28 protein-coding genes are annotated in these 23013 nt (G+C 61.1%); 17 read left to right on the top strand and 11 right to left on the bottom strand.

Features of this window, described 5'->3' with window-relative positions; all coding sequences use genetic code 11:
• Positions 1-3 precede the first annotated feature (3 nt).
• The 4 genes from prmC to PMI20_RS28210 all read left to right on the top strand — a co-directional run bounded on the left by prmC (position 4) and on the right by PMI20_RS28210 (position 3001).
• Positions 4-834 (top strand): peptide chain release factor N(5)-glutamine methyltransferase, encoded by an 831-nt coding sequence (gene prmC, locus PMI20_RS28225; RefSeq protein ID WP_007928355.1) that lies wholly within the window; start codon positions 4-6, stop codon positions 832-834.
• On the top strand, positions 828-1583 hold the full coding sequence (locus PMI20_RS28220) for a molybdopterin-synthase adenylyltransferase MoeB (protein ID WP_007928357.1): 756 nt from the start codon (positions 828-830) through the stop codon (positions 1581-1583). Before prmC ends, PMI20_RS28220 begins: the two co-directional genes overlap by 7 nt.
• Positions 1576-2367 carry a glutamate racemase gene (murI, locus tag PMI20_RS28215; RefSeq protein WP_007928359.1) on the top strand — a complete coding sequence of 264 codons (792 nt, stop codon included), beginning with the start codon at positions 1576-1578 and terminating at the stop codon, positions 2365-2367. Before PMI20_RS28220 ends, murI begins: the two co-directional genes overlap by 8 nt.
• Positions 2368-2482: 115 nt before the next feature.
• Entirely contained in the window at positions 2483-3001 is a 519-nt protein-coding gene (locus PMI20_RS28210; protein ID WP_007928361.1) for an acyloxyacyl hydrolase, read from the top strand.
• Between the two features lie 7 nt (positions 3002-3008).
• Here the strand turns inward: PMI20_RS28210 and PMI20_RS28205 are convergent, their stop codons facing one another.
• The 5 genes from PMI20_RS28205 to PMI20_RS28185 all read right to left on the bottom strand — a co-directional run bounded on the left by PMI20_RS28205 (position 3009) and on the right by PMI20_RS28185 (position 8018).
• Entirely contained in the window at positions 3009-3314 is a 306-nt protein-coding gene (locus tag PMI20_RS28205) for a YkgJ family cysteine cluster protein (protein ID WP_007928363.1), read from the bottom strand.
• Between the two features lie 64 nt (positions 3315-3378).
• Positions 3379-4824, bottom strand: a complete 1446-nt coding sequence (gene phrB / locus PMI20_RS28200; RefSeq protein WP_007928365.1) for a deoxyribodipyrimidine photo-lyase — start codon at positions 4822-4824, stop codon at positions 3379-3381.
• Between the two features lie 13 nt (positions 4825-4837).
• A complete protein-coding gene (locus PMI20_RS28195; RefSeq protein ID WP_007928367.1) occupies positions 4838-5773 on the bottom strand; it encodes a MerR family transcriptional regulator in 936 nt (311 codons plus the stop codon).
• Positions 5774-5776: 3 nt separating this feature from the next.
• Positions 5777-6745, bottom strand: a complete 969-nt coding sequence (locus PMI20_RS28190) for a YbgA family protein (RefSeq protein WP_007928369.1) — start codon at positions 6743-6745, stop codon at positions 5777-5779.
• A gap of 289 nt (positions 6746-7034) precedes the next feature.
• Positions 7035-8018 carry an NAD(P)/FAD-dependent oxidoreductase gene (locus tag PMI20_RS28185; RefSeq protein ID WP_007928371.1) on the bottom strand — a complete coding sequence of 328 codons (984 nt, stop codon included), beginning with the start codon at positions 8016-8018 and terminating at the stop codon, positions 7035-7037.
• 196 nt (positions 8019-8214) lie between these two features.
• Between PMI20_RS28185 and PMI20_RS28180 the strand changes: the two genes are divergently transcribed.
• Both PMI20_RS28180 and hemH read left to right on the top strand, forming a co-directional pair.
• Positions 8215-9117: a TIGR01777 family oxidoreductase gene (locus PMI20_RS28180; RefSeq protein WP_007928373.1), complete on the top strand. Its 903-nt coding sequence runs from the start codon at positions 8215-8217 to the stop codon at positions 9115-9117.
• Between the two features lie 13 nt (positions 9118-9130).
• Complete coding sequence (gene hemH / locus PMI20_RS28175) at positions 9131-10147, top strand: ferrochelatase (RefSeq protein WP_007928375.1); 1017 nt, start codon at positions 9131-9133, stop codon at positions 10145-10147.
• 88 nt (positions 10148-10235) lie between these two features.
• Here the strand turns inward: hemH and PMI20_RS28170 are convergent, their stop codons facing one another.
• Together PMI20_RS28170 and upp are read right to left on the bottom strand one after the other, a co-directional pair.
• The gene (locus PMI20_RS28170) at positions 10236-11510 is read right to left on the bottom strand and encodes a uracil-xanthine permease family protein (protein WP_007928377.1); all 1275 of its coding nucleotides are present in this window, start codon (positions 11508-11510) and stop codon (positions 10236-10238) included.
• Between the two features lie 2 nt (positions 11511-11512).
• The gene (gene upp, locus PMI20_RS28165; RefSeq protein WP_007928379.1) at positions 11513-12151 is read right to left on the bottom strand and encodes a uracil phosphoribosyltransferase; all 639 of its coding nucleotides are present in this window, start codon (positions 12149-12151) and stop codon (positions 11513-11515) included.
• Positions 12152-12317: 166 nt separating this feature from the next.
• On the opposite strand from upp, the gene PMI20_RS28160 reads away from it, so the two are divergent.
• The 6 genes from PMI20_RS28160 to PMI20_RS28135 all read left to right on the top strand — a co-directional run bounded on the left by PMI20_RS28160 (position 12318) and on the right by PMI20_RS28135 (position 16357).
• On the top strand, positions 12318-12875 hold the full coding sequence (locus PMI20_RS28160) for a hypoxanthine-guanine phosphoribosyltransferase (RefSeq protein ID WP_007928381.1): 558 nt from the start codon (positions 12318-12320) through the stop codon (positions 12873-12875).
• A gap of 3 nt (positions 12876-12878) precedes the next feature.
• On the top strand, positions 12879-13352 hold the full coding sequence (locus tag PMI20_RS28155; protein ID WP_007928382.1) for a WbuC family cupin fold metalloprotein: 474 nt from the start codon (positions 12879-12881) through the stop codon (positions 13350-13352).
• 88 nt (positions 13353-13440) lie between these two features.
• Positions 13441-13926 (top strand): hypothetical protein, encoded by a 486-nt coding sequence (locus PMI20_RS28150; protein WP_007928383.1) that lies wholly within the window; start codon positions 13441-13443, stop codon positions 13924-13926.
• Positions 13927-13989: 63 nt separating this feature from the next.
• Positions 13990-14277 (top strand): PA4642 family protein, encoded by a 288-nt coding sequence (locus PMI20_RS28145; RefSeq protein WP_007928384.1) that lies wholly within the window; start codon positions 13990-13992, stop codon positions 14275-14277.
• A 390-nt stretch (positions 14278-14667) separates the two neighbouring features.
• Positions 14668-15354, top strand: coding sequence for a fimbrial biogenesis chaperone (locus PMI20_RS28140; RefSeq protein WP_157173165.1), 687 nt, complete (start codon positions 14668-14670; stop codon positions 15352-15354).
• A 25-nt stretch (positions 15355-15379) separates the two neighbouring features.
• Positions 15380-16357 carry a fimbrial protein gene (locus PMI20_RS28135; RefSeq protein WP_007928386.1) on the top strand — a complete coding sequence of 326 codons (978 nt, stop codon included), beginning with the start codon at positions 15380-15382 and terminating at the stop codon, positions 16355-16357.
• 64 nt (positions 16358-16421) lie between these two features.
• Here the strand turns inward: PMI20_RS28135 and mqo are convergent, their stop codons facing one another.
• Together mqo and PMI20_RS28125 are read right to left on the bottom strand one after the other, a co-directional pair.
• Positions 16422-17933 carry a malate dehydrogenase (quinone) gene (mqo, locus tag PMI20_RS28130; RefSeq protein WP_007928387.1) on the bottom strand — a complete coding sequence of 504 codons (1512 nt, stop codon included), beginning with the start codon at positions 17931-17933 and terminating at the stop codon, positions 16422-16424.
• 732 nt (positions 17934-18665) lie between these two features.
• Positions 18666-18899: a hypothetical protein gene (locus PMI20_RS28125; protein ID WP_007928388.1), complete on the bottom strand. Its 234-nt coding sequence runs from the start codon at positions 18897-18899 to the stop codon at positions 18666-18668.
• A gap of 206 nt (positions 18900-19105) precedes the next feature.
• Here PMI20_RS28125 and PMI20_RS28120 point away from each other — a divergent pair, with 206 nt between their 5' ends.
• The gene (locus tag PMI20_RS28120; RefSeq protein WP_007928390.1) at positions 19106-19690 is read left to right on the top strand and encodes a YajG family lipoprotein; all 585 of its coding nucleotides are present in this window, start codon (positions 19106-19108) and stop codon (positions 19688-19690) included.
• A gap of 142 nt (positions 19691-19832) precedes the next feature.
• Here the strand turns inward: PMI20_RS28120 and PMI20_RS28115 are convergent, their stop codons facing one another.
• Positions 19833-20039: a hypothetical protein gene (locus tag PMI20_RS28115; protein WP_007928392.1), complete on the bottom strand. Its 207-nt coding sequence runs from the start codon at positions 20037-20039 to the stop codon at positions 19833-19835.
• A 187-nt stretch (positions 20040-20226) separates the two neighbouring features.
• Between PMI20_RS28115 and PMI20_RS28110 the strand changes: the two genes are divergently transcribed.
• Positions 20227-20514, top strand: coding sequence for a hypothetical protein (locus PMI20_RS28110; RefSeq protein ID WP_007928393.1), 288 nt, complete (start codon positions 20227-20229; stop codon positions 20512-20514).
• Between the two features lie 74 nt (positions 20515-20588).
• Here the strand turns inward: PMI20_RS28110 and PMI20_RS28105 are convergent, their stop codons facing one another.
• Positions 20589-21755, bottom strand: coding sequence for a 1-acyl-sn-glycerol-3-phosphate acyltransferase (locus tag PMI20_RS28105; protein ID WP_007928394.1), 1167 nt, complete (start codon positions 21753-21755; stop codon positions 20589-20591).
• 142 nt (positions 21756-21897) lie between these two features.
• On the opposite strand from PMI20_RS28105, the gene PMI20_RS28100 reads away from it, so the two are divergent.
• From PMI20_RS28100 to PMI20_RS28090, 3 genes are read left to right on the top strand one after another with little or no spacing between them, the layout of a single operon-like run.
• Positions 21898-22080 carry a CPXCG motif-containing cysteine-rich protein gene (locus tag PMI20_RS28100; protein WP_007928395.1) on the top strand — a complete coding sequence of 61 codons (183 nt, stop codon included), beginning with the start codon at positions 21898-21900 and terminating at the stop codon, positions 22078-22080.
• A gap of 11 nt (positions 22081-22091) precedes the next feature.
• Complete coding sequence (locus PMI20_RS28095; RefSeq protein ID WP_007928396.1) at positions 22092-22352, top strand: putative signal transducing protein; 261 nt, start codon at positions 22092-22094, stop codon at positions 22350-22352.
• A 34-nt stretch (positions 22353-22386) separates the two neighbouring features.
• Entirely contained in the window at positions 22387-23007 is a 621-nt protein-coding gene (locus PMI20_RS28090; protein ID WP_007928397.1) for an SOS response-associated peptidase, read from the top strand.
• Positions 23008-23013 lie beyond the last annotated feature (6 nt).

Below are 23013 nucleotides of genomic sequence, written 5' to 3'. Positions count from 1 at the left end.
TAAATGACCATCATCGCCAGCCTGTTGCGCGCCGCCCAATTGCCCGATTCGCCCACGGCCCGCCTGGATGCCGAGTTGCTGCTGGCCGCTGCGCTGGGCAAGCCGCGCAGCTTCCTGCACACCTGGCCCGAGCGGATCGTGCCCAGCGAAGCGGCATTGACCTTCGCCAGTTACCTGCAGCGGCGCCGTTCCGGCGAGCCGGTGGCTTATATCCTTGGCCAGCAGGGCTTCTGGAAACTCGATCTGGAAGTGGCGCCACACACCCTGATTCCGCGCCCTGACACCGAATTGCTGGTGGAGGCGGCGCTGGAACTGCTGCCCGCCACCCCGGCCAAGGTGCTCGACCTGGGCACCGGCAGCGGCGCCATCGCCCTGGCCCTGGCCAGCGAGCGCCCGGGGTGGCGGGTCACCGCGGTCGACCGGGTGCTGGAAGCCGTGGCCTTGGCCGAACGCAACCGCCAGCGCCTGCAACTGGACAATGTCACGGTGCTGAGCAGCCATTGGTTCAGTGCCCTCCCAGGCGAGCGTTATCAGCTGATCATCAGCAATCCGCCCTATATCGCCGACGCCGACCCGCACCTGGCGGCTGGCGATGTGCGTTTCGAGCCGGAGAGCGCCCTGGTCGCGGGCAAGGACGGGCTGGACGACCTGCGCCTGATCATCGCCCAGGCGCCAGAGCACCTCGAGGCTGGCGGCTGGTTGATGCTCGAGCATGGCTACGACCAGGCGCCGGCTGTACGCGACCTGTTACTCAGCCAAGGGTTTGCCGAGGTGCACAGCCGTGTCGACCTGGGCGGTCATGAACGCATCAGCTTAGGAAGCCTGCCGTGCTGAACGATCAGGAGTTGTTGCGCTACAGCCGGCAGATTCTGTTGCAGCACGTCGACATCGACGGCCAGTTGCGACTCAAGACCAGCCGCGTATTGATCGTCGGCCTGGGTGGCCTGGGCGCTCCGGTGGCCTTGTACCTGGCCGCCGCGGGCGTCGGCGAGCTGCACCTGGCCGACTTCGATACGGTCGACCTGACCAACCTGCAACGCCAGATCATTCATGACACCGACAGCATCGGCCTGAGCAAGGTCGATTCGGCGATGGGGCGTCTGTCCGCGATCAATCCCGAAATCCAGCTGGTGCCTCATCGTGCCGCGCTGGATGCCGACTCCCTGGTGGCCGCGGTCACGGCGGTGGACCTGGTGCTCGATTGCACCGACAACTTCTCGACCCGCGAAGCAGTGAATGCCGCCTGTGTCGCCGCCGGCAAGCCGCTGGTCAGCGGCGCGGCGATTCGCCTGGAAGGGCAACTGTCGGTGTTCGACCCACGGCGTCCCGAGAGCCCGTGCTACCACTGCTTATATGGGCACGGCAGCGAAGCCGAACTGACCTGCAGCGAGGCCGGTGTGCTCGGGCCGCTGGTGGGGCTGGTGGGCAGCTTGCAGGCCCTCGAGGCCTTGAAGCTGCTGGTGGGGTTCGGCGAGCCGCTGGTGGGTCGCCTGTTGTTGATCGATGCCCTGGGCACGCGCTTTCGCGAACTGCGGGTCAAGCGCGACCTGGGCTGCAGCGTCTGTGGGGGGGCACATGCGTGAGGCGCCGATCGGTGTCTTCGACTCCGGCGTCGGCGGCCTGTCGGTGCTGGTGGAGATCCAGCAGCGCCTGCCCCATGAATCGCTGCTATATGTAGCCGATTGCGGCAACATTCCCTACGGCGAGAAAACCCCCGAATTCATCCGTCAGCGTTGCAGCCTGGTCGCCGGGTTTTTCCGCGAGCAGGGCGCCAAGGCGCTAGTGCTGGCCTGCAACACCGCGACTGTGGCCGCTGTCGCCGACCTGCGTCGGGACTACCCGGACTGGCCTATCATCGGCATGGAGCCCGCGGTCAAGCCGGCTGCTGCCGCCACCCGCAGCGGCGTGGTCGGCGTGCTGGCCACCACCGGAACCTTGCAGAGTGCCAAGTTCGCCGCCTTGCTCGATCGTTTCGCCACCGATATCAAGGTCATTACCCGGCCATGTCCGGGCCTGGTGGAACGGATCGAAGCCGGGGACCTGCACAGCCCCGCGTTGCGCCAACTGCTGCAGGGTTATGTCGAACCGCTGCTGGCGGCCGGCTGTGACACCCTCATCCTCGGCTGCACCCACTATCCGTTTCTCAAGCCGTTGCTCAAGTCGATGATCCCCGAGGACATCAGCCTGATCGATACCGGGGCCGCGGTTGCCCGCCAGTTGGAGCGCCTGCTCGGCGAGCGCGAGCTGTTGGCTGCGGGGCCTGCACGCCAGGCCCGGTTCTGGACCAGTGGCGATCCGTGTCACTTCAGACATATTCTGCCGTTGCTCTGGAAAGAGGCGGGAGCGGTGCAAAGCTTCGCTTTATAAAAAATCCTGCAGAAGCGCTGATTTGCTCTGAACTTCTGTTCAAGCGCAGATTTCTATTAACGTGTCTGCGGAATCTGTACAACACCATACAAATCGTTTGAAAAGGATGTTCCTGATGAGACGAATGTTTTGTTTGGCCGCGCTTGCGGCCGCGCTGTTGGGGCAAAGTTTTTCGGCACAGGCGGCCGGCGTCGAGTTTTCGGTGGGGCAGACCGGCGATTCGACCCAGACCTATCGCCTGGGCATGCAATTCGATTGGGACAAAAGCTGGCTGCAAAGCGATGTCGGTCGCCTGACCGGCTACTGGAGCGGCGCCTATACCTTCTGGGATGGCGACGAGAAGTCCAGCAACCACAGCCTGTCGTTCTCGCCGGTGCTGGTGTACGAATTTGCCGGGCAGAACATCAAGCCTTACATCGAGGCGGGGATTGGCGTGGCGGTGTTCGCCAACACCGAGGTGGAGGACAACAAGCTGGGTTCGGCGTTCCAGTTCGAGGACCGCTTCGGTTTCGGCCTGCGGTTCAACGGCGGGCATGAAGTCGGTCTCCGTGCCACGCACTATTCCAACGCTGGCATCGCGACGCCCAACGACGGTGTAGAGAGCTACTCGCTGCATTACACCATGCCGTTGTAAGACCCTTTCAGCGATACGCCGTGGCGATGCCACGGCGTTCGTTGAGGCAGTCCGCTTCCCCCATCTCGAATTCCCGGCAGATCAGTGGCCGTTGTTCGTAGATGCTGCACAGCATGCTGTTGCGATCCAGCGCGGCACACCAGCCATCATCCAGTCGCAACATGACTTCGCCGCCCCAGTCGTCGGTGTCGATAAAACGTTCGGGCACCCCGGTTTCGGTGATCAGCATCACTTCCAGTTGGCAGCAGCAGGCCGCGCAGCTCGAGCAGGTGACCGCCGTTTCGGCGATCTGGGTGACAGGAATAGTGGTCATAGGCGCGCAGTGTAAGGCAAGTGGCCGCAGGCTGTGTGAAACCACTGACGGACGCCTGCCGCCCTTACTCCCGATACTCCTCGGCCGCCACCCGTGACGGCAGGTTCTTGAAGGCCGCCAGGGCGCGCTCGCGGGACATCGACAGATCGACCATCGGCGGCGGGTAATCGGCCACGCCGAACAGGCCACCCATGGCAGCCGGGTTGTGGATATCTTTTTCGCTCAATCCCGCCAGCTCTGGCAGCCAGTGCTTGATGAACGTCCCTTGGCTGTCGAACCTCTGCGACTGGCTCAAGGGGTTGAAGATGCGGAAGTAGGGCGCCGAATCGGTGCCGGTGGATGAACTCCATTGCCAGCCACCGTTATTCGCCGCCAGGTCGCCGTCGATCAGGTGGCGCATGAAAAAACGCTCGCCCTGGCGCCAGTCGATCAGCAGGTTCTTGGTCAGGAACATCGCCACGATCATCCGCAGGCGATTGTGCATCCAGCCGGTTTCCAGCAACTGGCGCATGGCTGCATCGATGATCGGCAGGCCGGTGCGGGCCTGCTGGCAGGCCGCCAGCTCCTCGGGGGCATCGCGCCAGGCCACGGCTTCGGTTTCCGGGCGGAAGGCCCGGTGCCGGGACACCCGCGGATAACCCACCAGGATGTGTTTGTAGAACTCGCGCCAGAGCAGTTCGTTGATCCAGGTGACGGCGCCGGGGCTACCACTGGCGAACTCGCCCCGGTTGTTTTGCAGCGCCGCGTGCAGGCATTGGCGCGGCGACAGCACGCCGGCGGCGAGGTAGGGCGAAAGCTGGCTGGTGCCGGGCCTGGCCGGCAAGTCGCGCTCGGCTTGGTAGTGGTCGAGCTGCGTCTCGGCAAAGCGCGCCAGGCGTTGTTGCGCCGCGGTTTCACCGGCCGGCCATAGCGCCTGCAGGTGCGGGCCGGGTGTGGGGAAGCCCTCGACCTGCCAGGGCAGCGCATCGGCCTTTATCCTCAGCGCGGCTTGCGCCCTGGGAGCCGCCAGCTGTGGCGGCAGGGCGCTGTGCAGCCGGTTGTAGCAGACCTTGCGAAACTGGCTGAAGACCTGGAAGTAGCCGCCGCTCCTGGTCAGCACACTGCCGGGCCGGAACAGCAGTTGGTCGAGGTAACTGTGGAAGCCCACGCCCTGGCTCTTCAGCAGGCTGGCCACCGCCATGTCACGGCGACTCTCGTGAATGCCGTATTCCTCATTGACGTGCAGCGCCTCGATGGCCAGTTCCCGGCACAGCTGCAACAGCACCTGGGGTGCCTGTTCCCAGCTCGGCGCCTGGCGGATCAGCAGCGGGATGTTCAGCCGGGCCAGGTCGCCGCTCAGTTGCTCAAGGTTACGCAGCCAGAAGTCGACCTTGCACGGCGCATCGTCATGCGCCTGCCATTGCCGCGGGCTCAGCAGGTACAGCGCCACGGTCGGCCCGCGCTGGGTTGCGGCGCTCAGCGCGGTGTTGTCATGCAGGCGCAGGTCGCTGCGTAGCCAGATCAGTTGCATGGGAATTCCTGCATTAGAGAAGCCTTAGCCCGGTCAGGGCCTGGTGCGCCGAGAGCGGGTCTGCGGCGAGGTGCAGATTGGCGATCTCGGTAGTGCAGATGGCCAGTTCGGCGTGGTGGATGCTCACTGCTGGGCCGACGATGAGTACCGGGCGGTCGAGGCCGCCGAGCAGGTGTGGCAGTTGCCGCAGGTTGATCGACTGGCTCGAGTACAGCAGCACGCCCCGCGCTTTCAGGTGTTCGGCGGCCAGGGCCAGTTCACCGGGGGGCAGCGGCCAGTCGAAGACTTCCACCGGGCAGTCGGCATTGCTGATCAGCCAGGCGCAGAGCCACAGGTGCGGCTCCAGCGGCAGGTCCGAGTGATTGATCAGCAGCAGCGGGGCGCCTTGCAGCTGGCGATTGTTGTGATAGACCCGCACCGCGAATTTGCTGCGCAGCCAGGAATGGAAAAACCCCCGCTCCATCCGCATGCCAAAGCGGCCCTGCCAGCGCTGTTCGAGTTCGCCCAGCAGTGGTAGCAGCAGGTGCTCGCACAAGGTTCGTGGCGGATAGAGCGCCATGGCCTGGTTGAAGCTTTCGTCGACCTGGCGCTCGGCCAGTTGGCTGATGGCCTGAATCAGGCGCTGGCGTTGCAGGTGCCAGTCGTTGTGGGCCGGTTCGCTGGGCGCCGGCTCGGCGTCCAGCAGGTGCTTGACCTGGCTGACCGCCACCCCGCGATCGAGCCAGGTCAGGATCTTCAGGATGCGCTGCACGTGTTCGTTGGAAAACAGCCGGTGACCCTTGGCGGTGCGTTGCGGCACGATCAGCCCGTAACGACGTTCCCAGGCGCGCAGGGTGACGGCGTTGACCCCGGTCTGGCGGGTCACCTCGCGAATCGGCAACCAGCTTTGCTCATGGGCGCCATCGGATTCGCTGGCGGATGCATCCGGGTCGAGCCTCGAGTCATTCATGGTTCAGAGCGCGTTGCGCAGGCTGAGGCTTTCCGGGTGGGGCTGCAGGTACGCCTGTTGCGCGATGTAGGGATCAGGGTGCCGGCGCAGGTGATGCTTGAGCAGGGTCAGCGGCACCACCAGCGGCACGATGCCGTGGCGGTACTGGGTGATGAGGTGCTGCATTTCCTGTTTGTCGTCGCGGCTGATGGCTTGCTTGAGATAGCCGCTGATGTGTTGCAGCACGTTGCTGTGGGTGCGGCGGGTGGCGCACTTTTTCAGGGCCGTCATCAACTGGCTGAAATAACGCGGGCCGACGTGCGCCGGGTCGCTTTGGCCCATGCTGCCCAGCAGATTGCCGAGGACCTTGTATTGCTCCGGGTTGTGGGCCATCAACAGGTATTTGTAGCGCGCGTGAAAGTCGGTCAGGCGGCGACGGCTCAGGCCCTGCCTGAGCACGTCCTGCCAGGCGCTGTAGGCGAATACCCGGGTCAGGAAGTTTTCCCGCAGCACCGGATCCTTGAGCCGGCCGTCTTCTTCCACCGGCAGGTCCGGATGGCGGCTGCAGAAAGCCTGGGCATGGATGCCGCGTCCGCTGAGCTTGGCGGGGCGGCCCTGGTCCTGATAGACCTTGACCCGCTCCAGGCCGCAGGACGGAGATTTCTGCATGAAGATGTAGCCGCAGAGGCTGTCCAGTTCAGCGGCCATGCGCTGGCCGTAATCCGTGAGTGCCCGGGTGACATCCATGGTTTGGTCGACGCTGCCAACGGCCCGCGGTTGCCGCGGATCGCCCATCAGGCGGATCGGTTCGCGGGGGGTACCCAGGCCAATGGCGACTTCCGGGCACAGCGGGACAAACTCGAAAAACTCAGCGAGGGCCTGGCTGCACAGGCGCGATTCCTTGTGCCCGCCGTTGTAGCGCACAGGCGCCCCCAACAGGCAGGCGCTGATGGCGATTCTCGGCTTGTCGGCCTGGGCTGGATTGTCGGGCATGTGAGAGGCTCCGGTTTCGTGTACAAAAATAAGATCTTGTACAACTTTTCCTCATCATAGGATCAAAGGTGTGCAAGTCAAATATTTTGTACAGCTTTGCCGCGCAGCCTTTTGGGTTACGTCCTGCTCATCTGTCGTGCGATTGCTGGCTGGCTAACGCATGAGATTGTGGCGCGCGTTTTTCTTCGTCTCGGAACGGTCCGACTGGCAGAAGTGTGTTCGAGTCTTGAGCGGAGCAGACAGGCTGCTGTCCATGGCGACAGCAGCAAGGTTACGCGGGGTGATGCGCTTACAGGTTTTCGTGCAACCGGCGGGCGGCCTCCTGCCCGCTGAGCCAGGCTCCTTCGACGCGACCGGACAGGCACCAGTCGCCGCACACATAGAGCCCCAGGTCGACATCCGCCAGGGCTCCCCACTCATGGCTGCTGGCCGGGCGAGCGTAGAGCCAGCGGTGGGCGAGGCTGAAGGTCGGGGCGGGCATGGCGCTGTGCAGCAGTTCGGCGAATGCGCCGTGCAGCTGTTCGATCACGGCTTCTTTCGGCAGATCGATGTGCTGGCGGCTCCAGGTGCTGCTGGCATGCAGGACCCAGGTGTCGAGGCTGTTGTCGCGTCCTGGCTTGCTACGGTTGCGGGCTAGCCAGTCCAGCGGGCTGTCCTGTACGAAGCAGCCTTCCACCGGGGTTTCCAGCGCGCTCTCGAATGCCAGGGCGACAGCCCAGGTCGGGTCCATTTTCACCCCGGCGGCGGCACTCGCCAGTTTCGGTGCGGCGGCCAGCAGGGCGGTGGCCTGGGGGGCCGGCGTGGCGATGATCACGTGGCTGAACGGACCATGGGTGAAACCTTCGGCATCCTGCAGGTGCCAATGCTGTTCGCCGCGGTAGACCTCGGTGATGCGGCAGGCGAAATGCACCTCCGTTTCGCCCAGCAGGCCACGGGTGATGGCGCTCATGCGTGGGGTGCCGACCCAGCGGGTCTGTTCGTCCGGCGACGGGGTGAGCTGGCCGCCATGGAAGTTGTACAGCTGCGGCGCCCATTCGGCGGCCCAGCCATTGGCTTGCCAGCGCTGGACTTCGGTGACGAAGCGCCGGTCGCGGGCGGTGAAATATTGCGCGCCCATGTCCAGCGCGCCGGCGTCGCTGCGTTTGCTGGACATACGCCCGCCGCTGCCGCGGCTCTTGTCGAAGAGTTGCACGACATGCCCGGCGTCTCTCAGCGCCTGGGTGGCGGAGAGTCCGGCGATGCCGGTACCAATGATTGCGATGGGTACGGTCATAGGGGCCTCGTTTACCTTTCTGTGCAGACTACGCCGTCGTTAAAATCTGTACAATTTTGTTGTTTGGTATAACTTTCGGCGTTATCGGTTTTACAGGGTGTCCTATTGTTAAACACAGAGCCTGCCCGATTGAAAAGATCCCTGCTTATAAAAATAGACTAGGGATGCGGGTAAAACGCCACGCGAGGAAGATGTCATGCACATATTGCTGACCGGCGGTACTGGTTTGATAGGACGTCAGCTCTGCCGTCACTGGTTGACCCAGGGCCATCAGTTGACCGTATGGAGTCGTCGGCCCACCGAGGTGCCCAAACTCTGTGGCGCTCAGGTTCGTGGCATCGCCCGCCTGGACGAGCTCGCAGAGGAACCGGTCGACGCCATCATTAATCTGGCGGGAGCACCGATCGCCGATCGGCCCTGGACTCACAAGCGCAAGGCGTTGCTCTGGAGCAGCCGCATTACCCTGACGGAAAAGCTGCTGGCTTGGCTGGAAAACCGGGGGCAGAAGCCCGGGTTGCTGATCTCCGGGTCGGCCGTGGGCTGGTATGGCGATGGCGGGGAGCGCGAGCTGAACGAGGATTCGCCCCCGGTCAGTGAGGATTTCGCCAGCCAGTTGTGTATCGCCTGGGAGGAGACCGCGCAGCGTGCCGAGGCCATGGGCCTGCGTGTGGTGCTGATTCGCACGGGCCTGGTGCTGGCGGCCGAGGGCGGCTTTTTGTCGCGCCTGCTGCTGCCCTTCAAACTGGCGCTGGGCGGGCCGATCGGCAACGGTCGGCAGTGGATGCCGTGGATTCATATCAAGGATCAAATCGCCCTGATTGATTTTCTTCTGCACCGCAGTGATGCCAGCGGTCCTTATAATGCCTGCGCGCCCAAGCCGGTGCGCAATCGCGAGTTCGCCAAGACCCTGGGCAGCGTCTTGCACCGGCCGGCGGTAGTGCCGGTGCCGGCCTTTGTCTTGCGTGTCGGCCTGGGGGAATTGTCGTTGTTGCTGCTGGGTGGTCAGCGCGCGGTCCCCGCGCGGTTGCAGGCCGCCGGATTCACTTTCCAGTTCACTGATTTGCGTGCGGCCCTGGACGACCTGTCCAGCCGCCTCTGAAATAGGACGTTGCATGACCGATCACGCGTTGCTCCTGGTCAACCTGGGTTCGCCGGCCTCCACCTCGGTGGCGGATGTTCGCAGCTACCTCAATCAATTCCTGATGGACCCTTACGTGATCGATCTGCCGTGGCCGGTTCGGCGGCTGCTGGTGTCGCTGATCCTGATCAAGCGGCCGGAGCAATCGGCCCATGCCTACGCCTCGATCTGGTGGGAGCAGGGTTCGCCGCTGGTGGTGCTCAGCCGCCGCTTGCAGGAAGCCATGACGCGGGAGTGGAAGCACGGCCCGGTGGAACTGGCGATGCGTTATGGCGAGCCGTCCATCGAGTCGGCGTTGCTGCGCCTGGTGGCCCAGGGGCAGAAGAAGATCACCCTGGCGCCGCTCTATCCACAATTCGCCGACAGCACCGTGACCACGGTGGTGGAGGAAGCCCGGCGGGTGATTCGGGACAAGAAGCTGGATGTGCAGCTTTCGGTGCTGCAGCCGTTTTACGATCGGCCGGAGTACCTCGAAGCGCTGGTGGCCAGTGCCAGGCCGCACCTGCAACAGGACTTCGATCATCTGCTGCTGAGCTTCCATGGCTTGCCCGAGCGGCACCTGAAAAAGCTCAATCCCGGCCACAGCCTGGAAGGCGATTGCTGCCGCGACGCGACACCCGAGGTGGCCGCCACCTGTTACCGCGGCCAGTGCCTGAGCACGGCCCGGGCATTCGCCGAACGCATGGGGCTGGCGGACGGCAAGTGGTCGGTGTCGTTCCAGTCCCGTCTGGGGCGTGCCAAGTGGATCGAGCCCTATACCGAAGCGCGCCTGGATGAATTGGCCCGACAGGGGGTGAAGAAGATCCTGGTGATGTGCCCGGCGTTTGTCGCCGACTGCATCGAGACCCTGGAAGAGATCGGTGATCGCGGTCGCGAACAGTTCCGCGAAGCGGGAGGGGAGGAATTGGTGCTGGTGCCGTGCCTGAACGACGACCCGCAATGGGCCAAGGCATTGAACACCTTGTGCGAGCGTGCGCCTTTGGCGTTGTAAACGCATCGCGGGCAAGCCTTGCTCCTACGGCAACACCGTTGGTAGGAGCGAGGCTTGCCCGCGATGGATTTCCGGCTGACGCGGATCCTCAGATCAGCGGTTCCTCAGCCTTCTTGTTCTTCCAGCCATCGTTACCCGGCAGGATCAGGTTCAGCGCAATCGCGACGACGGCGCACAGGGCGATCCCTTTCAGGCCGAAGTCGTCCGGACCGGTACCGGTACCGATCAACACCCCGCCAATCCCGAACACCAGGGTCACCGAGACGATCACCAGATTGCGGGCTTCGCCCAGGTCGATCTTGTGACGGATCAGGGTGTTCATGCCCACCGCCGCGATCGAGCCGAACAACAGGCAGAGAATCCCGCCCATCACCGGTACCGGAATGCTTTGCAGCAGTGCGCCGAACTTGCCGATAAACGCCAGGCTGATGGCGAAGATCGCCGCCCAGGTCATGATTTTCGGGTTGTAGTTCTTGGTCAGCATGACCGCGCCAGTCACTTCGGCGTAGGTGGTATTGGGCGGACCGCCGAACAGGCCGGCGGCGGTGGTGGCGATGCCGTCACCGAACAGGGTGCGATGCAGGCCGGGCTTCTTCAGGTAATCGCGACCGGTCACGCTGCCGACTGCGATCACCCCACCGATGTGCTCGATGGCGGGTGCCAGGGCCACAGGGACGATGAACAGGATCGCCTGCCAGTTGAACTCCGGCGCGGTGAAGTGCGGCAGGGCCAGCCAGGGGGCCGCGGCGATCTTCGCGGTATCGACCACGCCGAAGTAGAACGACAGGGCAAAGCCCACCAGTACCCCGGAGATGATCGGCACCAGGCGGAAGATGCCTTTGCCGAACACCGCGACGATCAGGGTGGTCAGCAGCGCCGGCATCGAGATCATCATCGCCGTCTGGTAATGAATCAGCTCGCTGCCGTCGCCGGCCTTGCCCATCGCCATGTTGGCGGCGATCGGTGCCATGGCCAGGCCGATGGAAATGATCACCGGGCCAATCACCACCGGCGGCAGCAGCCGGTCGATGAAACCGGTGCCCTTGATCTTCACCGCCAGGCCCAGGAAGGTATAAACGAAACCGGCCGCCATCACCCCACCCATGGTCGCGGCCAGACCGAACTGGCCCTTGGCGAGAATGATCGGGGTGATGAAGGCAAAGCTGGAGGCCAGGAATACCGGTACCTGGCGCCCGGTCACGAGCTGGAACAACAGAGTCCCGAGACCCGCCGTGAACAGCGCCACGTTGGGGTCGAGACCGGTAATCAGCGGCATCAACACCAACGCGCCAAAGGCCACGAAGAGCATCTGCGCGCCAGACAGCACCTGGCGCCAGAGCGGATCGTTGAACTCATCCCGCATGCTCAGGCGTCCTTCTGCTTGGTGCCGAAGATCTTGTCGCCGGCATCGCCCAGGCCTGGGATGATGTAGCCGTGCTCGTTGAGTTTCTGATCGATGGATGCGGTGTAGATGGTCACGTCCGGGTGAGCTTTCTCGACGGCTTCGATGCCCTCGGGAGCGGCGACCAGCACCATGGCGCGGATGTCCTTGCAGCCAGCCTTTTTCAACAGGTCGATGGTCGCGACCATGGAGCTGCCGGTGGCGAGCATCGGGTCGATGATCATGGCCAGGCGTTCGTCGATTTCCGGAACCAGTTTTTCCAGGTAGGTGTGCGCCTGCAGGGTTTCTTCGTTGCGGGCCACGCCCACGGCGCTGACCTTGGCGCCCGGGATCAGGCTGAGCACGCCTTCGAGCATGCCGATACCGGCGCGCAGGATCGGCACCACGGTAATCTTCTTGCCGGCGATCTTCTCGACCTGGACGGGGCCGCACCAGCCCGGAATCTCATAGGATTCGAGCGGCAGGTCTTTGGTGGCTTCGTACGTCAGCAGGGCACCGACTTCCTGAGCGAGCTCGCGAAAGTTCTTCGTGCTAATGTCGGCGCGGCGCATAAGGCCAAGTTTGTGTCGGATCAGCGGATGGCGGATCTCACGGATGGGCATAGGGAAAGGCTCCGGCGGCGGGCAAAAAAACCGGCCTAGATTAATCTATCCGAGGGTGTTGTCCTATAGACATCTAAGTACGTTAGTCCAGAAACGCTTGATCTGACCGGGCCGGATGCGTACCTTTGCTCGCTTTTCCGAAACTGCCACCCCCCTGGAGAGCGCCATGTCCGCTGATCTCGAGCATATCCGTCAAATCATGCGCGAGGCTGACTGCCTGTACACCGAAGCTGAGGTCGAGGCGGCCATCGCCCGAGTCGGTGCACAAATCAATGAACAACTGGCGGAACGCAATCCGGTGGTTTTCTGCGTGATGAACGGTGGCCTGATCTTCTCCGGCAAGCTGCTGACCCACCTCAAATTTCCGCTGGAAGCTTCCTACCTGCACGCTACCCGCTATCGCAACGAAACCAGCGGCGGCGAGTTGTTCTGGAAGTCCAAGCCGGAAGTGTCCTTCATCGACCGTGACGTGCTGATCATCGACGACATCCTCGACGAGGGTCATACCCTGGGCGCGATCATCGACTTCTGCAAACACGCCGGTGCCCGCGCGGTGCACACCGCCGTGCTGATCGACAAGGACCACGACCGCAAGGCCCGTCCCGACCTGAAAGCCGACTACGTCGGCCTGCCCTGCGTGGACCGCTACATCTTCGGTTACGGCATGGACTACAAGGGTTACTGGCGCAACGCTGCCGGCATCTTTGCCGTCAAGGGCATGTAAGCCATGAGCGGGCCGAGCTATCTGGATCAGTCGCTGTTTGCCGAACTGGCCGAAAAAGCCTCGGCCAGCCCCCGTGGTCGCCATCACCACAATTTCCATCAGATGCCAGAGCCTTGTCACCGCATGGCGGTGGGGCTGCAGCCATCCACCTATATCCCGCCCCATCGCCACCTGAGTGACGACAAGGCCGAGACTCTGCTGGTACTCAAGGGACGCCTGGGCCTGCTGATTTTCGACGACGCCGGTCAGGTACTGGAAAAACGTGTGCTGCAGGCGGGTGGCGATTGCATGGGCGTCGACCTGCCGGTCGGCGTCTACCACGGCCTGGTGGTGCTTGAGCCCGATAGCCTGATGTTCGAATGCAAGGCCGGGCCTTATCGCCCGGTCGGCGAAGGCGAACTGGCCGCCTGGGCGCCCCGCGAGGGGGAGCCGGGTGTGGCCGAATACCAGGCCTGGATGCGCGCCCAGTTCGACTGAGCGCCATCCTCGCGCTTGAGCTGTAGCCGCTGCAAAAAATCTGCGCTGACCCATGCTAGAGTGCCAGGCCTTGTGTCCGGAGCCTGTCATGAGCCTTTTGATTCGCAGTTGCGCGGCCTTTGTTCTGATCCTGAGCCTGCCCCTGGCCGCCGCCCCGGCGCCCATGCATGCGCAGTTCCTGCCCCCCGATGACCTGACCCTGCGTGACGCCGCCCCCGAGCAGCAACAGTTGTTGCAGGTCACTGAATACTCGGTGGTCATCGGCAGCCAGCGCCAATCCAACCAGCAACCGATCCCGGTCACTTCGCCGCTGCTGGTCCGGCTCAAGGGCAAGCCGTTGAACAAGGGCGCGACCATCAGCCAGGTGCTGGTGAATTTCGACGGCGAGAGCAAAAGCCTGAAAAAGCCCCAGTTCGACGCCAAGAGCAAGACCCTCACCCTGTTCTATCCATTGGCCCAGTATCGGGTGGTGATGGACCTGTTGCGCAACGACACGGTGTATTGCCAGTTCCTCAGCTACGCCAACGGCCACATCTGGGCCGATCTGCACACCGGCGCCGTACGCTCGCGTTGAGGCCCGACGCAGCCTGGGGGTAAACTGCCTGCCCCGTGAAATGTCTGCGAGCTGGAGTCGGCAATGCGTAAAGATAAGAAACAAGTGATTGGTGACGAGATCGGCGATGCGCAGATCAAACTGTTCCTCGATTTCGAGCCGGCCGACGCCACTTCGCCGTCCCTGCACAAGCTGATCAAGGCCTATCGTGGCCTGCGTATCGACGATTTCGAGCGTTTCCTGGTGTTCTTCGTCGAGGCCGGCTACGACCTGGACGGCAAGGACGAACACGGCAAGGATTTCGTGGCCCTGATCCAGGACCAGCGCAATGCCGCCGACTACATCGAACTGATCGAAAAAGCCCGCGGCTGAAATGTTCATGTGAAAAAGTGGTAGATGCCGGGCCTTTCTTGGTGCTCAGACGATAAAGAGCAGTCTATGAGCAGGCATCCCTCTCCCCCCCTCCCGTCTTAATATGCTCCTTGCAATCCTGTAGGTGAGGAGCGGCATGGGTGAATTGTGGTTGAAGTCTTCAACTCCAGCCTGCCCAATTGTTGAGCGAAGTAGTGAGTCTTGGCCAACCGACCGATACCCTGCTTGGCAGGGCCTCGGCGTTTTTTTCTTGTAGATACTCTGCAGAAAGCTTATTGAAAATAAGATTAGTCTGATTCCTAATCATTGCTGTGCTTCTTATTATCTTGCATTCGCTTATCTATGAAAGTATGCATAATTATGTTAGGCATTTCGAAAGGTCGAGTGCGGGTGTTTTTTCTCTTGGTCGCTTTGATAGCGATGGTTAGTCAGGCGAACGCAGAATTGGTAATCGAAGGGACCAGGGTTATTTATAATGGGGCAAACAGAGAGGCGGCAGTAACAGTCTCTAATTTTGGTGAAAAAGTTGCGTTGGTACAAAGCCGTATAACCAACGATCAAAATAAAGATGATCTTGATGTTCCATTTGTAATAATCGAGCCGCTAATAAAAATCGAGCCGCAAAGACGCCATCAGATTCGTATGATTTATTCTGGTGCCGGTTTGCCGCTGGATCGGGAATCAATGTTCTTTTTGAATGTTATGGAAATTCCAATAAAGTCTGGGAAGCAAAACAGTGTGCAATTTGCTGTTCAACAAAGACTGAAACTGTTTTTCCGTCCCAAGGGCATGAAGGGAAGTGTTTCCGATGCCGTGGCTTCGCTACACTGGAAAAGACTCCAAGATAGGGTGGAGGTTATAAATCCCAGTCGTCTTCATGTATCGCTAATGGATATTGCTTTCCAAACAGCAGCGGGAACTGTTCCCGGTCTCGATTATTTGTTTCTTAAGCCAGGAGAGCGAAAGTATATTGATTTTAAGGTTTTATCCGGAATCGATAATGTAAAAGTTGAGTTTGCTGAGATTAATGATGTGGGGTTGCAAGTTCCTCATGTGGCTAAGCTCTTTAGTAAGTGATTTTTTCTAACGGCGATGAGATAAAATGAAACTCTCAAGAGTTATTTCAGTAATTTTTCTTTTGTTGTTTTGGATTCCAATCAAAAGCTTTGCTTTGGCGTGCCTGGTAGACGGGACTGATAGTGCAAGCTTCTATGAAGCCCTGGGTACAGATTTAGCTGTGCAAGCTGACGCCCCGGACGGGACAATTATCTGGGAGTCGGAAGCTAGGTCTATTCCCGTGAGATGCATTGATAACGCTGGAGGAGGAAGAGAAAACATTTATTTTTACCTGAACCCAATAAACTACTTTGTTGGGGAAGGAATTCGTGTAGGAATTCGCTATAAAGGGATTGCCATCACACGGGCTAGCGGAAAATATAATACCGGGCATCATTCTCACGAAGGGTGTACTTTGTCTAACTGCAATGGTTGGAGTTCTGCAAGATTCACATTAAATTTCTCTGTTTTTATAGAAAAGTACGGTGCGACTCCAACGACGGGTCAGGCGACCAATCTGACAAGTTACAGCGTCTTTCAGTTGGATGGTGTTGGTGGGTTGAATGCATCGCCCAAATATAACTTGAATTATATTCTGACAGGGCTCAATAAAATTCGTTTTGTTCCGTGTTCGCCAAAGTTAACTGTTACACCGAGTACGATTGATTTTGGGCGATTGTCTTCTGGGGGAGGGCAGAGCGGCCAGCAGATTACAGTCTCAAGATTCAGTCTGAACTTAAAGAGGGATTGCGCTACGCCTTATACGGTCAATGCGCGGTTCACTCCTAAGACTGGCAGTATTTTAAATGGATTATTAGTCCCGGAAAATAACAGTTCTGTTGGGATTTCTTTGCTTCGGGCGGAAAATAATGAAAAGCTTGCTTACAACAGCTGGTTCAAACTTACTGACATGACTGGAACCACCCCAGCTCGGATCGATCTCCTTGCGCAACTTTTTTGGCGCGCGAAGCCGGTGATAGGGCCGTTCGATGCTGCTGTGGTAATTGATCTGTTTTACAAGTAGTGGGCAAGCAAAATAAAAAACGCCCCGTTCTCCAAGAGAGCGGGGCGTTTTTCATGAGCGCGGCTTAAGCGTAGCTTTCGGCTTCGCTGCTCTGTTCGACCAACTCCAGGCTGACGTTGTTCTCGCTGTTGATCTTGCGGTACAGCGCGGCGTCGGTTTCCAGGGCCTTTTCACGGGCCGGGAAGATTTCCTTGAGCTTAATGGCCCACTCGCCGCTGGCCTTGGCCGGGAAGCAGCGCTCGATCAGTTCCAGCATGATCGAGACGGTCACCGAAGCGCCTGGCGAAGCGCCGAGCAGGGCGGCGAGGGAGCCGTCCTTGGCTGCGACCAGCTCGGTACCAAACTGCAGCACGCCGCCTTTCTTCGGATCCTTCTTGATGATCTGCACCCGTTGGCCGGCCACTTCCAGGCGCCAGTCTTCGGCCTTGGCCTCCGGGTAGAAGCGACGCAGGGATTCCAGGCGCTGCTCCATGGACTGCATCACTTCGCTGACCAGGTACTTGGTCAGGTCCATGTTGTTCTTGGCCACGGCCAGCATCGGGCCGATATTGCCGGCGCGAACCGACATCGGCAGGTCCATGAACGAACCGTGCTTGAGGAACTTGGTGGTGAAGCCGGCGTAAGGTCCGAACAGCAGGGACTTCTTGCCATCGACCACGCGGGTGTCCAGGTGCGGCACGGACATCGGTGGCGAACCGACCGCGGCCTGGCTGTAGACCTTGGCCTGGTGATGCTTGACCACTTCCGGATTGTCGCAGCGCAGCCACTGGCCGCTGATCGGGAAGCCGCCGAAGCCTTTGCTTTCCTCGATGCCCGAAGCCTGTAGCAGCGGCAGGGCTGCGCCACCAGCGCCGAGGAACACGAACTTGGCGTCGACTTCACGGGTGTTGCCGCTGTTGACGTCCTTGATGCTGACGGTCCAGCCGTTGTCCTTGTTGCGTTTCAGGCCGGTCACGCGCTTGCAGTACTTGACCTGGGCATCGGGTGCGCTGGTCAGGTGCTTGAGCAACTGGTTGGTCAGGGCGCCGAAGTTGACGTCGGTGCCGTTGATCACGCGGGTGGCGGCGAGGACTTCGTCAGCCGCGCGGCCCGGCATCATCAGCGGCATCCACTCGGCCATCTTGGCCTTGTCTTCGGTGTATTCCATGTCCGCGAAAGCGTGGTGCTTGCTCAGCACTTCAAAGCGCTTCTTCAGGAAGGACACACCGCTGTCGCCCTGAACGAAGCTCAGGTGCGGCACCGGGCTGATAAAGGACTTGGACGAGCCGAAGGTGCCTTTCTTGGTCAGGTAGGACCAGAACTGCTTCGACACCTCGAACTGGGTATTGATGTGCACGGCTTTCTTGATATCGACGGAACCGTCGGCGGCCTGTGGCGTGTAGTTCAGCTCACAGAGGCCGGCGTGGCCGGTACCGGCATTGTTCCACGGGTTGGAACTTTCCGCGGCACCCGAATCCATCAGCTCGACGACTTCCAGCTTGATCGCGGGGTCGAGCTCCTTGAGCAGTACAGCGAGGGTGGCACTCATGATGCCGGCCCCAACCAATACGACGTCTACTGCTTCGTTATGCGCCATTAACGCGTCTCCAAAATCTGCAGCACCAAATTGACGGCATAGCTGCCAGGAGTAAGGGGCGGTTCACGTTATGCCCCGGGTCACTCATGGCCAGGATCGCCATGTCCGAATCTTCGCAATTTTTCGCAACTTCGACGGACGCTACCAACCGGGCCTGATCCGCGTATGAACGCATTTCAGGGCAGGGCGGGCAATTCGACTTATGGTCAAGAGTCCGTTTGTGCAACCAAATCCGTAGCGGACAGGCTTCAAGCGCAAGTATCTGAGGCGTGCTCGGTCCTGTGTAATCGGGCTGTTGTAGACGCTAATGGTGCCAGTACAGACGCAAAACTATTCATTTGCTCGCCACACTCTTGTGAAGTTGTGAAAACCCGTTTTTTCACGCTCTTTTGAAGACGTGAACCTCAAAAAAGGGCTGTCCAAGCCTGGCACCGGCCCGAGGGGTGAATGCCGACATGGAGCACGTGGCATTAACGGGCGAACAGCTTAGTGGCCGAGCAATGGCAGCTCTGCAGATGCGCGAAAAGCGGTGGTTTGCAAGATGAACAGCAAGCACGCCGGCTTCACTCGATCTGTGTGGGCGGCTCTCTGTGGGCAATGCGGGGGAGCTGAAGCTGATGCATCAGCGATGCTGCGAGGCCCGATCAGGAGACGTCCTTATAATCGGGGGGAGATTGTAACGAAGAAACGCGCGGAAATGATCCTGTTTAATGACTTTTATTAGTCTTTTGGTCAGGTAGCCATCATCGGTTGTACCCGGGCGCGGGCGATGCGTGGGCTGACGCGGGCGCCGGCGGGTAGCGGCTGGTGCAACCAGTTGAGACGGATTTCCTCGATTTCCACCCAGCCGTCGCCCATTGGCGGCACTTTGCAGTGCTTGAAAGCCTGGCAGCGGCCCTGCGGGTCGAGCTTGGCGAAGCTGCGGTATTTCTGGCGCGGAGCGAACAAGGACCAGAGGAAATGCATGGCGATGTACCTGTTGGGCAGTTGCGATGAAGAATGCCGCCCGGGCGTTACATGGCCATGTAACGCCCGTGACGGGGAGGTTACAGCAAGCGCCTTGTACCGAACCTGTATGAGAGCTGACTGACTCGCGCCGGGCCGCTGGTTAGCGGCCGCTGACCCCCGCTATACTGCGCGTCTGTCTGTGCCTGATTCCTGGAGAAATGAGCATGTTGCAACGCCTGTTGTTCGGTTTGATCACTGTGACCAGTTTGACGCTGGCTGGTTGCGCCCATAGCCCGCAACAACTCAGCCCGGAACCGAAGCTCACCACTCAGCTCGCGCCGGTCGGCCATGGCCAGCCGGTGGTCGTGAAAGTGGTCGATGGCCGTCCGTCGCCAACCCTGGGTACCCGCGGCGGGCTGTACCCTGAAACCAGTGCGATTACCGTCCAGGGCGCGCAGATTCTGCCGAAGCTGCAGGCCCAGGCCGAGGCCGCGGTACGCCTGCTGGGCTTTACCCCGACCGCCAACGCGCTGAACGCTCCGCAACTGACCGTGACCCTGGCCGAGCTGAAGTATCAGTCGCCCAAGGAAGGCCTGTACGTGACTGAGGCCACCATCGGCGCGACCTTCCGTTCCGATGTGCAGAGCGCCAACCGCCGCTACAGCGGTCGCTACGGTGCGTCCCTGGACCAGCGTTTCGGCATGGCGCCGAACCAGGAAACCAATACCAAGCTGGTCAGCGACGTACTCAGCGACGCCTTGACCCGTCTGTTCAAGGATCCGAGCATCGGTCAGATTCTCGGCGAATAATGTGAGCCCCGTAGCCGCTGCCGCAGGCTGCGATAAGGCCCGAAGGGCCTTGCTTGATGTCATCGGCTCCATGCACAAAAAAAGCCCGGCTTCCACAGAAGCCGGGCTTTTTATTGGCTGTCGATTTGTTTCGAGTCCGGCCTCACGCCGCCTCGACGTAAAAATCCAGCACGCTGACCCCTGTCAGCAGATCGGTTTCCGGCAGGTCGGCATGCTGGTGCCCGCCGAGGGCGCAATACACCAGCCAGTGGCGGTCCTGGACGTTGAAGGCCAGGGCGCCGACCAAGGCTTCCTGTTCGTCGCTGGGGGCGATCAGGTAGAGGCGGTCCTGGTTTTCTGCGTGCAGCATGACAAGCTCCGTGTCGGTTTCGAGGGGCGCCAGACTGGCCTGTTTGTATGACGAACGTATGACAGGGCGAATTAACCGGCAGGCGGCTTGTTATCTGTCGGAAAGCCCAGGCAGAAAGTGGGCCTTTGGGTAAAATCCGCGCCGCGAGTCGCCAGGGCTCGTTATCCGGTTTCATTCGAGGTTCGTGATGTCGCTGCAACTGATCTGGTCGCTGTTCAGCGCCCACCCCGCCAAGCTGATCAATATTCTTGCCTTGCTGTTCGCCTTTCCCGGTAGCTGGTTGTTGCACGCCACCCGACGTCGTGAGCAGCGTGCGCTGGCCAATCTGGCCGTCCAGGGCCAATCCCGCTCCCAGGGTCTGTCGGCGCAGGCATTGGACGATGCGACCTTGCGCATGAACCGGTTCTTCTACCGCTTCGGTTTTGCCTGCCTGGGGCTGGCGTTGCTGGTGTCCTGGATCAGTACGCGGTTCTGATAGATTTCGGGATCGCTATGCATTGCACAAACGACAACGGCGCCTTCTGGCGCCGTTGTCGTGTGCGATGAGCGTTATGGCAATGCCAGTCCCGCCTTGACCCGATACTGATTGCGCACCGGCGTCGCATATTGCAGCACCAGGTACGGGCGATGTTCCTCCGGGCAGGCGTCCAGGCGCCGTTGCCACTCTTCCTGGGCCTTGGCCAGTTCGTCCGCCGGGAACACCTGGGCCGCGCTCGGTACCTGCAGCGCCGGGTCGGCATCGCTCCACTGGGCGTAGGCCAGGTAATGCACCGGGAACAGGCGATAACCGCCGAGGATCTGCCGGTCCATCTCCACCGCCAATTGCTTGGTGTCCTCGAACAGCTCGCTGATCGGCGCGGCGAAGTTCACGTGGACCCGGCCCTTATAGCCGGTGATGCCCTTGGCGATGCTGATGTCGTCCTCGCCCGGGGCCTTGGTGTAGCTGCCGGTGGTGGCGCGGATATACAGCTCGCGGGCCTTGGCCTGATCGCAAGGGTCGTATTCGTAGCTGATCGACACCGGGGTCAGGTTCAGCGACTGGATGACCTCGCCGAACGGCTCGTCCTTGCGGCTCATGTGGAACATCTTGAGGATCGCCGATTCGGTACGGTCGTCGCCGTCCTTGGCCCGGCCTTCGGCCTGGGCAATCCAGATCGATGCGCAATCGTTGCGGATCGAGTGGTTGATGTAGGCCGACAGCAGCTGGTAGGCGGCCATCTTTTCCCGGCGTCCGGTGATAGAACGGTGCACGATGAAGCTCTTGTTCAGGCGCATCAGGTCGCTGACGAAGGGCTTTTGCAGCAGGTTGTCGCCGATGGCGATGCGCGGGGTCGGCAGCCCGGCGTGGTACACCGCGTAATTGACGAAGGCCGGGTCCATCACGATGTCGCGGTGGTTGGCGATAAACAGGTAGGCGCTGCCGGACTTGAATTGCTCGACCCCGGTGTAGGTCACGCCGTCGGTGGCCCGCTCGATGGTGCGGTCGACGTAGAACTCGACCTTGTCCTGCAGGGTCGCCACCGAAGTGACCGCGGCGAACTCACGGCGCAGCCGATGAGCTATAAGGGGTTTGAGCAGCCAGCCGAAAGCACCGGCAAAGCGCGGGAAGCTGAAGTGGGTGAGGATATCTAGAAACGCCTTGTCGCCGAGCAGTCGAGCCAGCACCGCTGGTACTTCAGTGTCGTCGTAAGGTCGGATGGCATCGAATTCGCCCATCATGCTCTCTTGTTGGAAACGGCTAGGTAAGAAAAGGTTTGGATCGAAAAATAGCCGGGCGCGGTCTGAAAAGTAAGCTCAGATCTCAATAGCCCTGCAAATAGACCGGCGATTATACGCACAAGTCACTCCGGAGGCCGCGATGCTGGAAACCGAGCGCTATCAATGTCCCTACTGTGGTGAAGAGGCCGAGGCTGTACTGGACCTGTCCGGGGGCGATCAGCAGTACATCGAGGATTGTCCGGTCTGTTGTCGGCCCATTGTGTTCACCCTGCAGACCGACGGGCAGGAATGGATGCTCGACGTGCGCAGCGAAAACGAGTGACGGGGGGCTTTATGCAGCGAATCTACGAACCGGAAAACCTGCTGGAGGCGGAATTGCTCCAGGGCATGCTGGCCAGCGAGGGGGTCGAGGCGCATCTGGTGGGGCGGGATTTGCTTGGCGGTACCGGTGAGTTGCCCATGTTCGGCCTCCTTGGGCTGGCGGTGGATAACGACCAGGCGCAATACGCTCGGGAGCTGATCGCCGCGTACAATGCCGCGCTGCCGATGCCCGGCGACGAGCCGGCCAATCATGCCGGTGTGCTGATCTGTTAGGCTGGCCGCCGATTTTCCGAGAGTTGTTTGCCCCATGTGTGGACGTTATGCCCTGTTTCGCTGGAACCAAGCGTTTGCCGCCTTGCCCGGATTTCCGGCGGACCAGCAGGCGCAGTGGAACATTTCACCCAACGATTCGGTGCTGATCCTGCGCAGCAGCGACGGCCAGCGCAACCTTGCCCGCGCCCGCTGGGGCCTGACGCCGCCCTGGCTGACCGATCTGTCACGGACCCCGGCCCATGCCCGCGCCGAAACCCTGGCCGAACAGCCGATGTTCCGCGAAGCCTTTCGCCAGCGCCGCTGCCTGCTGCCGGCCAACGGTTTTTACGAATGGCGCGGCGGCACCCGCAAACGCCCGTACTGGCTGACGCCGGGGGAGGGTTCGTCGCTGTTCTTCGCGGCGATCTGGGAAGCCTATCCAGTGCAGGAGCAGGTCTGGCTGAGCACCGCAGTGGTCACCCAGCCGGCGGCCAGCCAGCGTCGGCCATTGATTCTCGATGCCCAGGGCCAGGAAGCCTGGCTCGACCCCGATACACCGTTTCCGGTGCTGCAAGCCTTGCTGGCCAGCCCACCGGCCGCCTTGCGCGAGCGGGTGCTGGCCAACCTGGTGAACGATCCGAAGCTCAACGCCCCGGAATGCCTGACCCCGGGTTGAGGCCGT

This window comes from Pseudomonas sp. GM17, from assembly GCF_000282175.2.
GTDB classification, from domain to species: domain Bacteria; phylum Pseudomonadota; class Gammaproteobacteria; order Pseudomonadales; family Pseudomonadaceae; genus Aquipseudomonas; species Aquipseudomonas chlororaphis.
The sequence above is the reverse complement of the archived record's forward strand: the minus strand, read 5'-3'. Positions and strand labels throughout refer to the sequence as shown.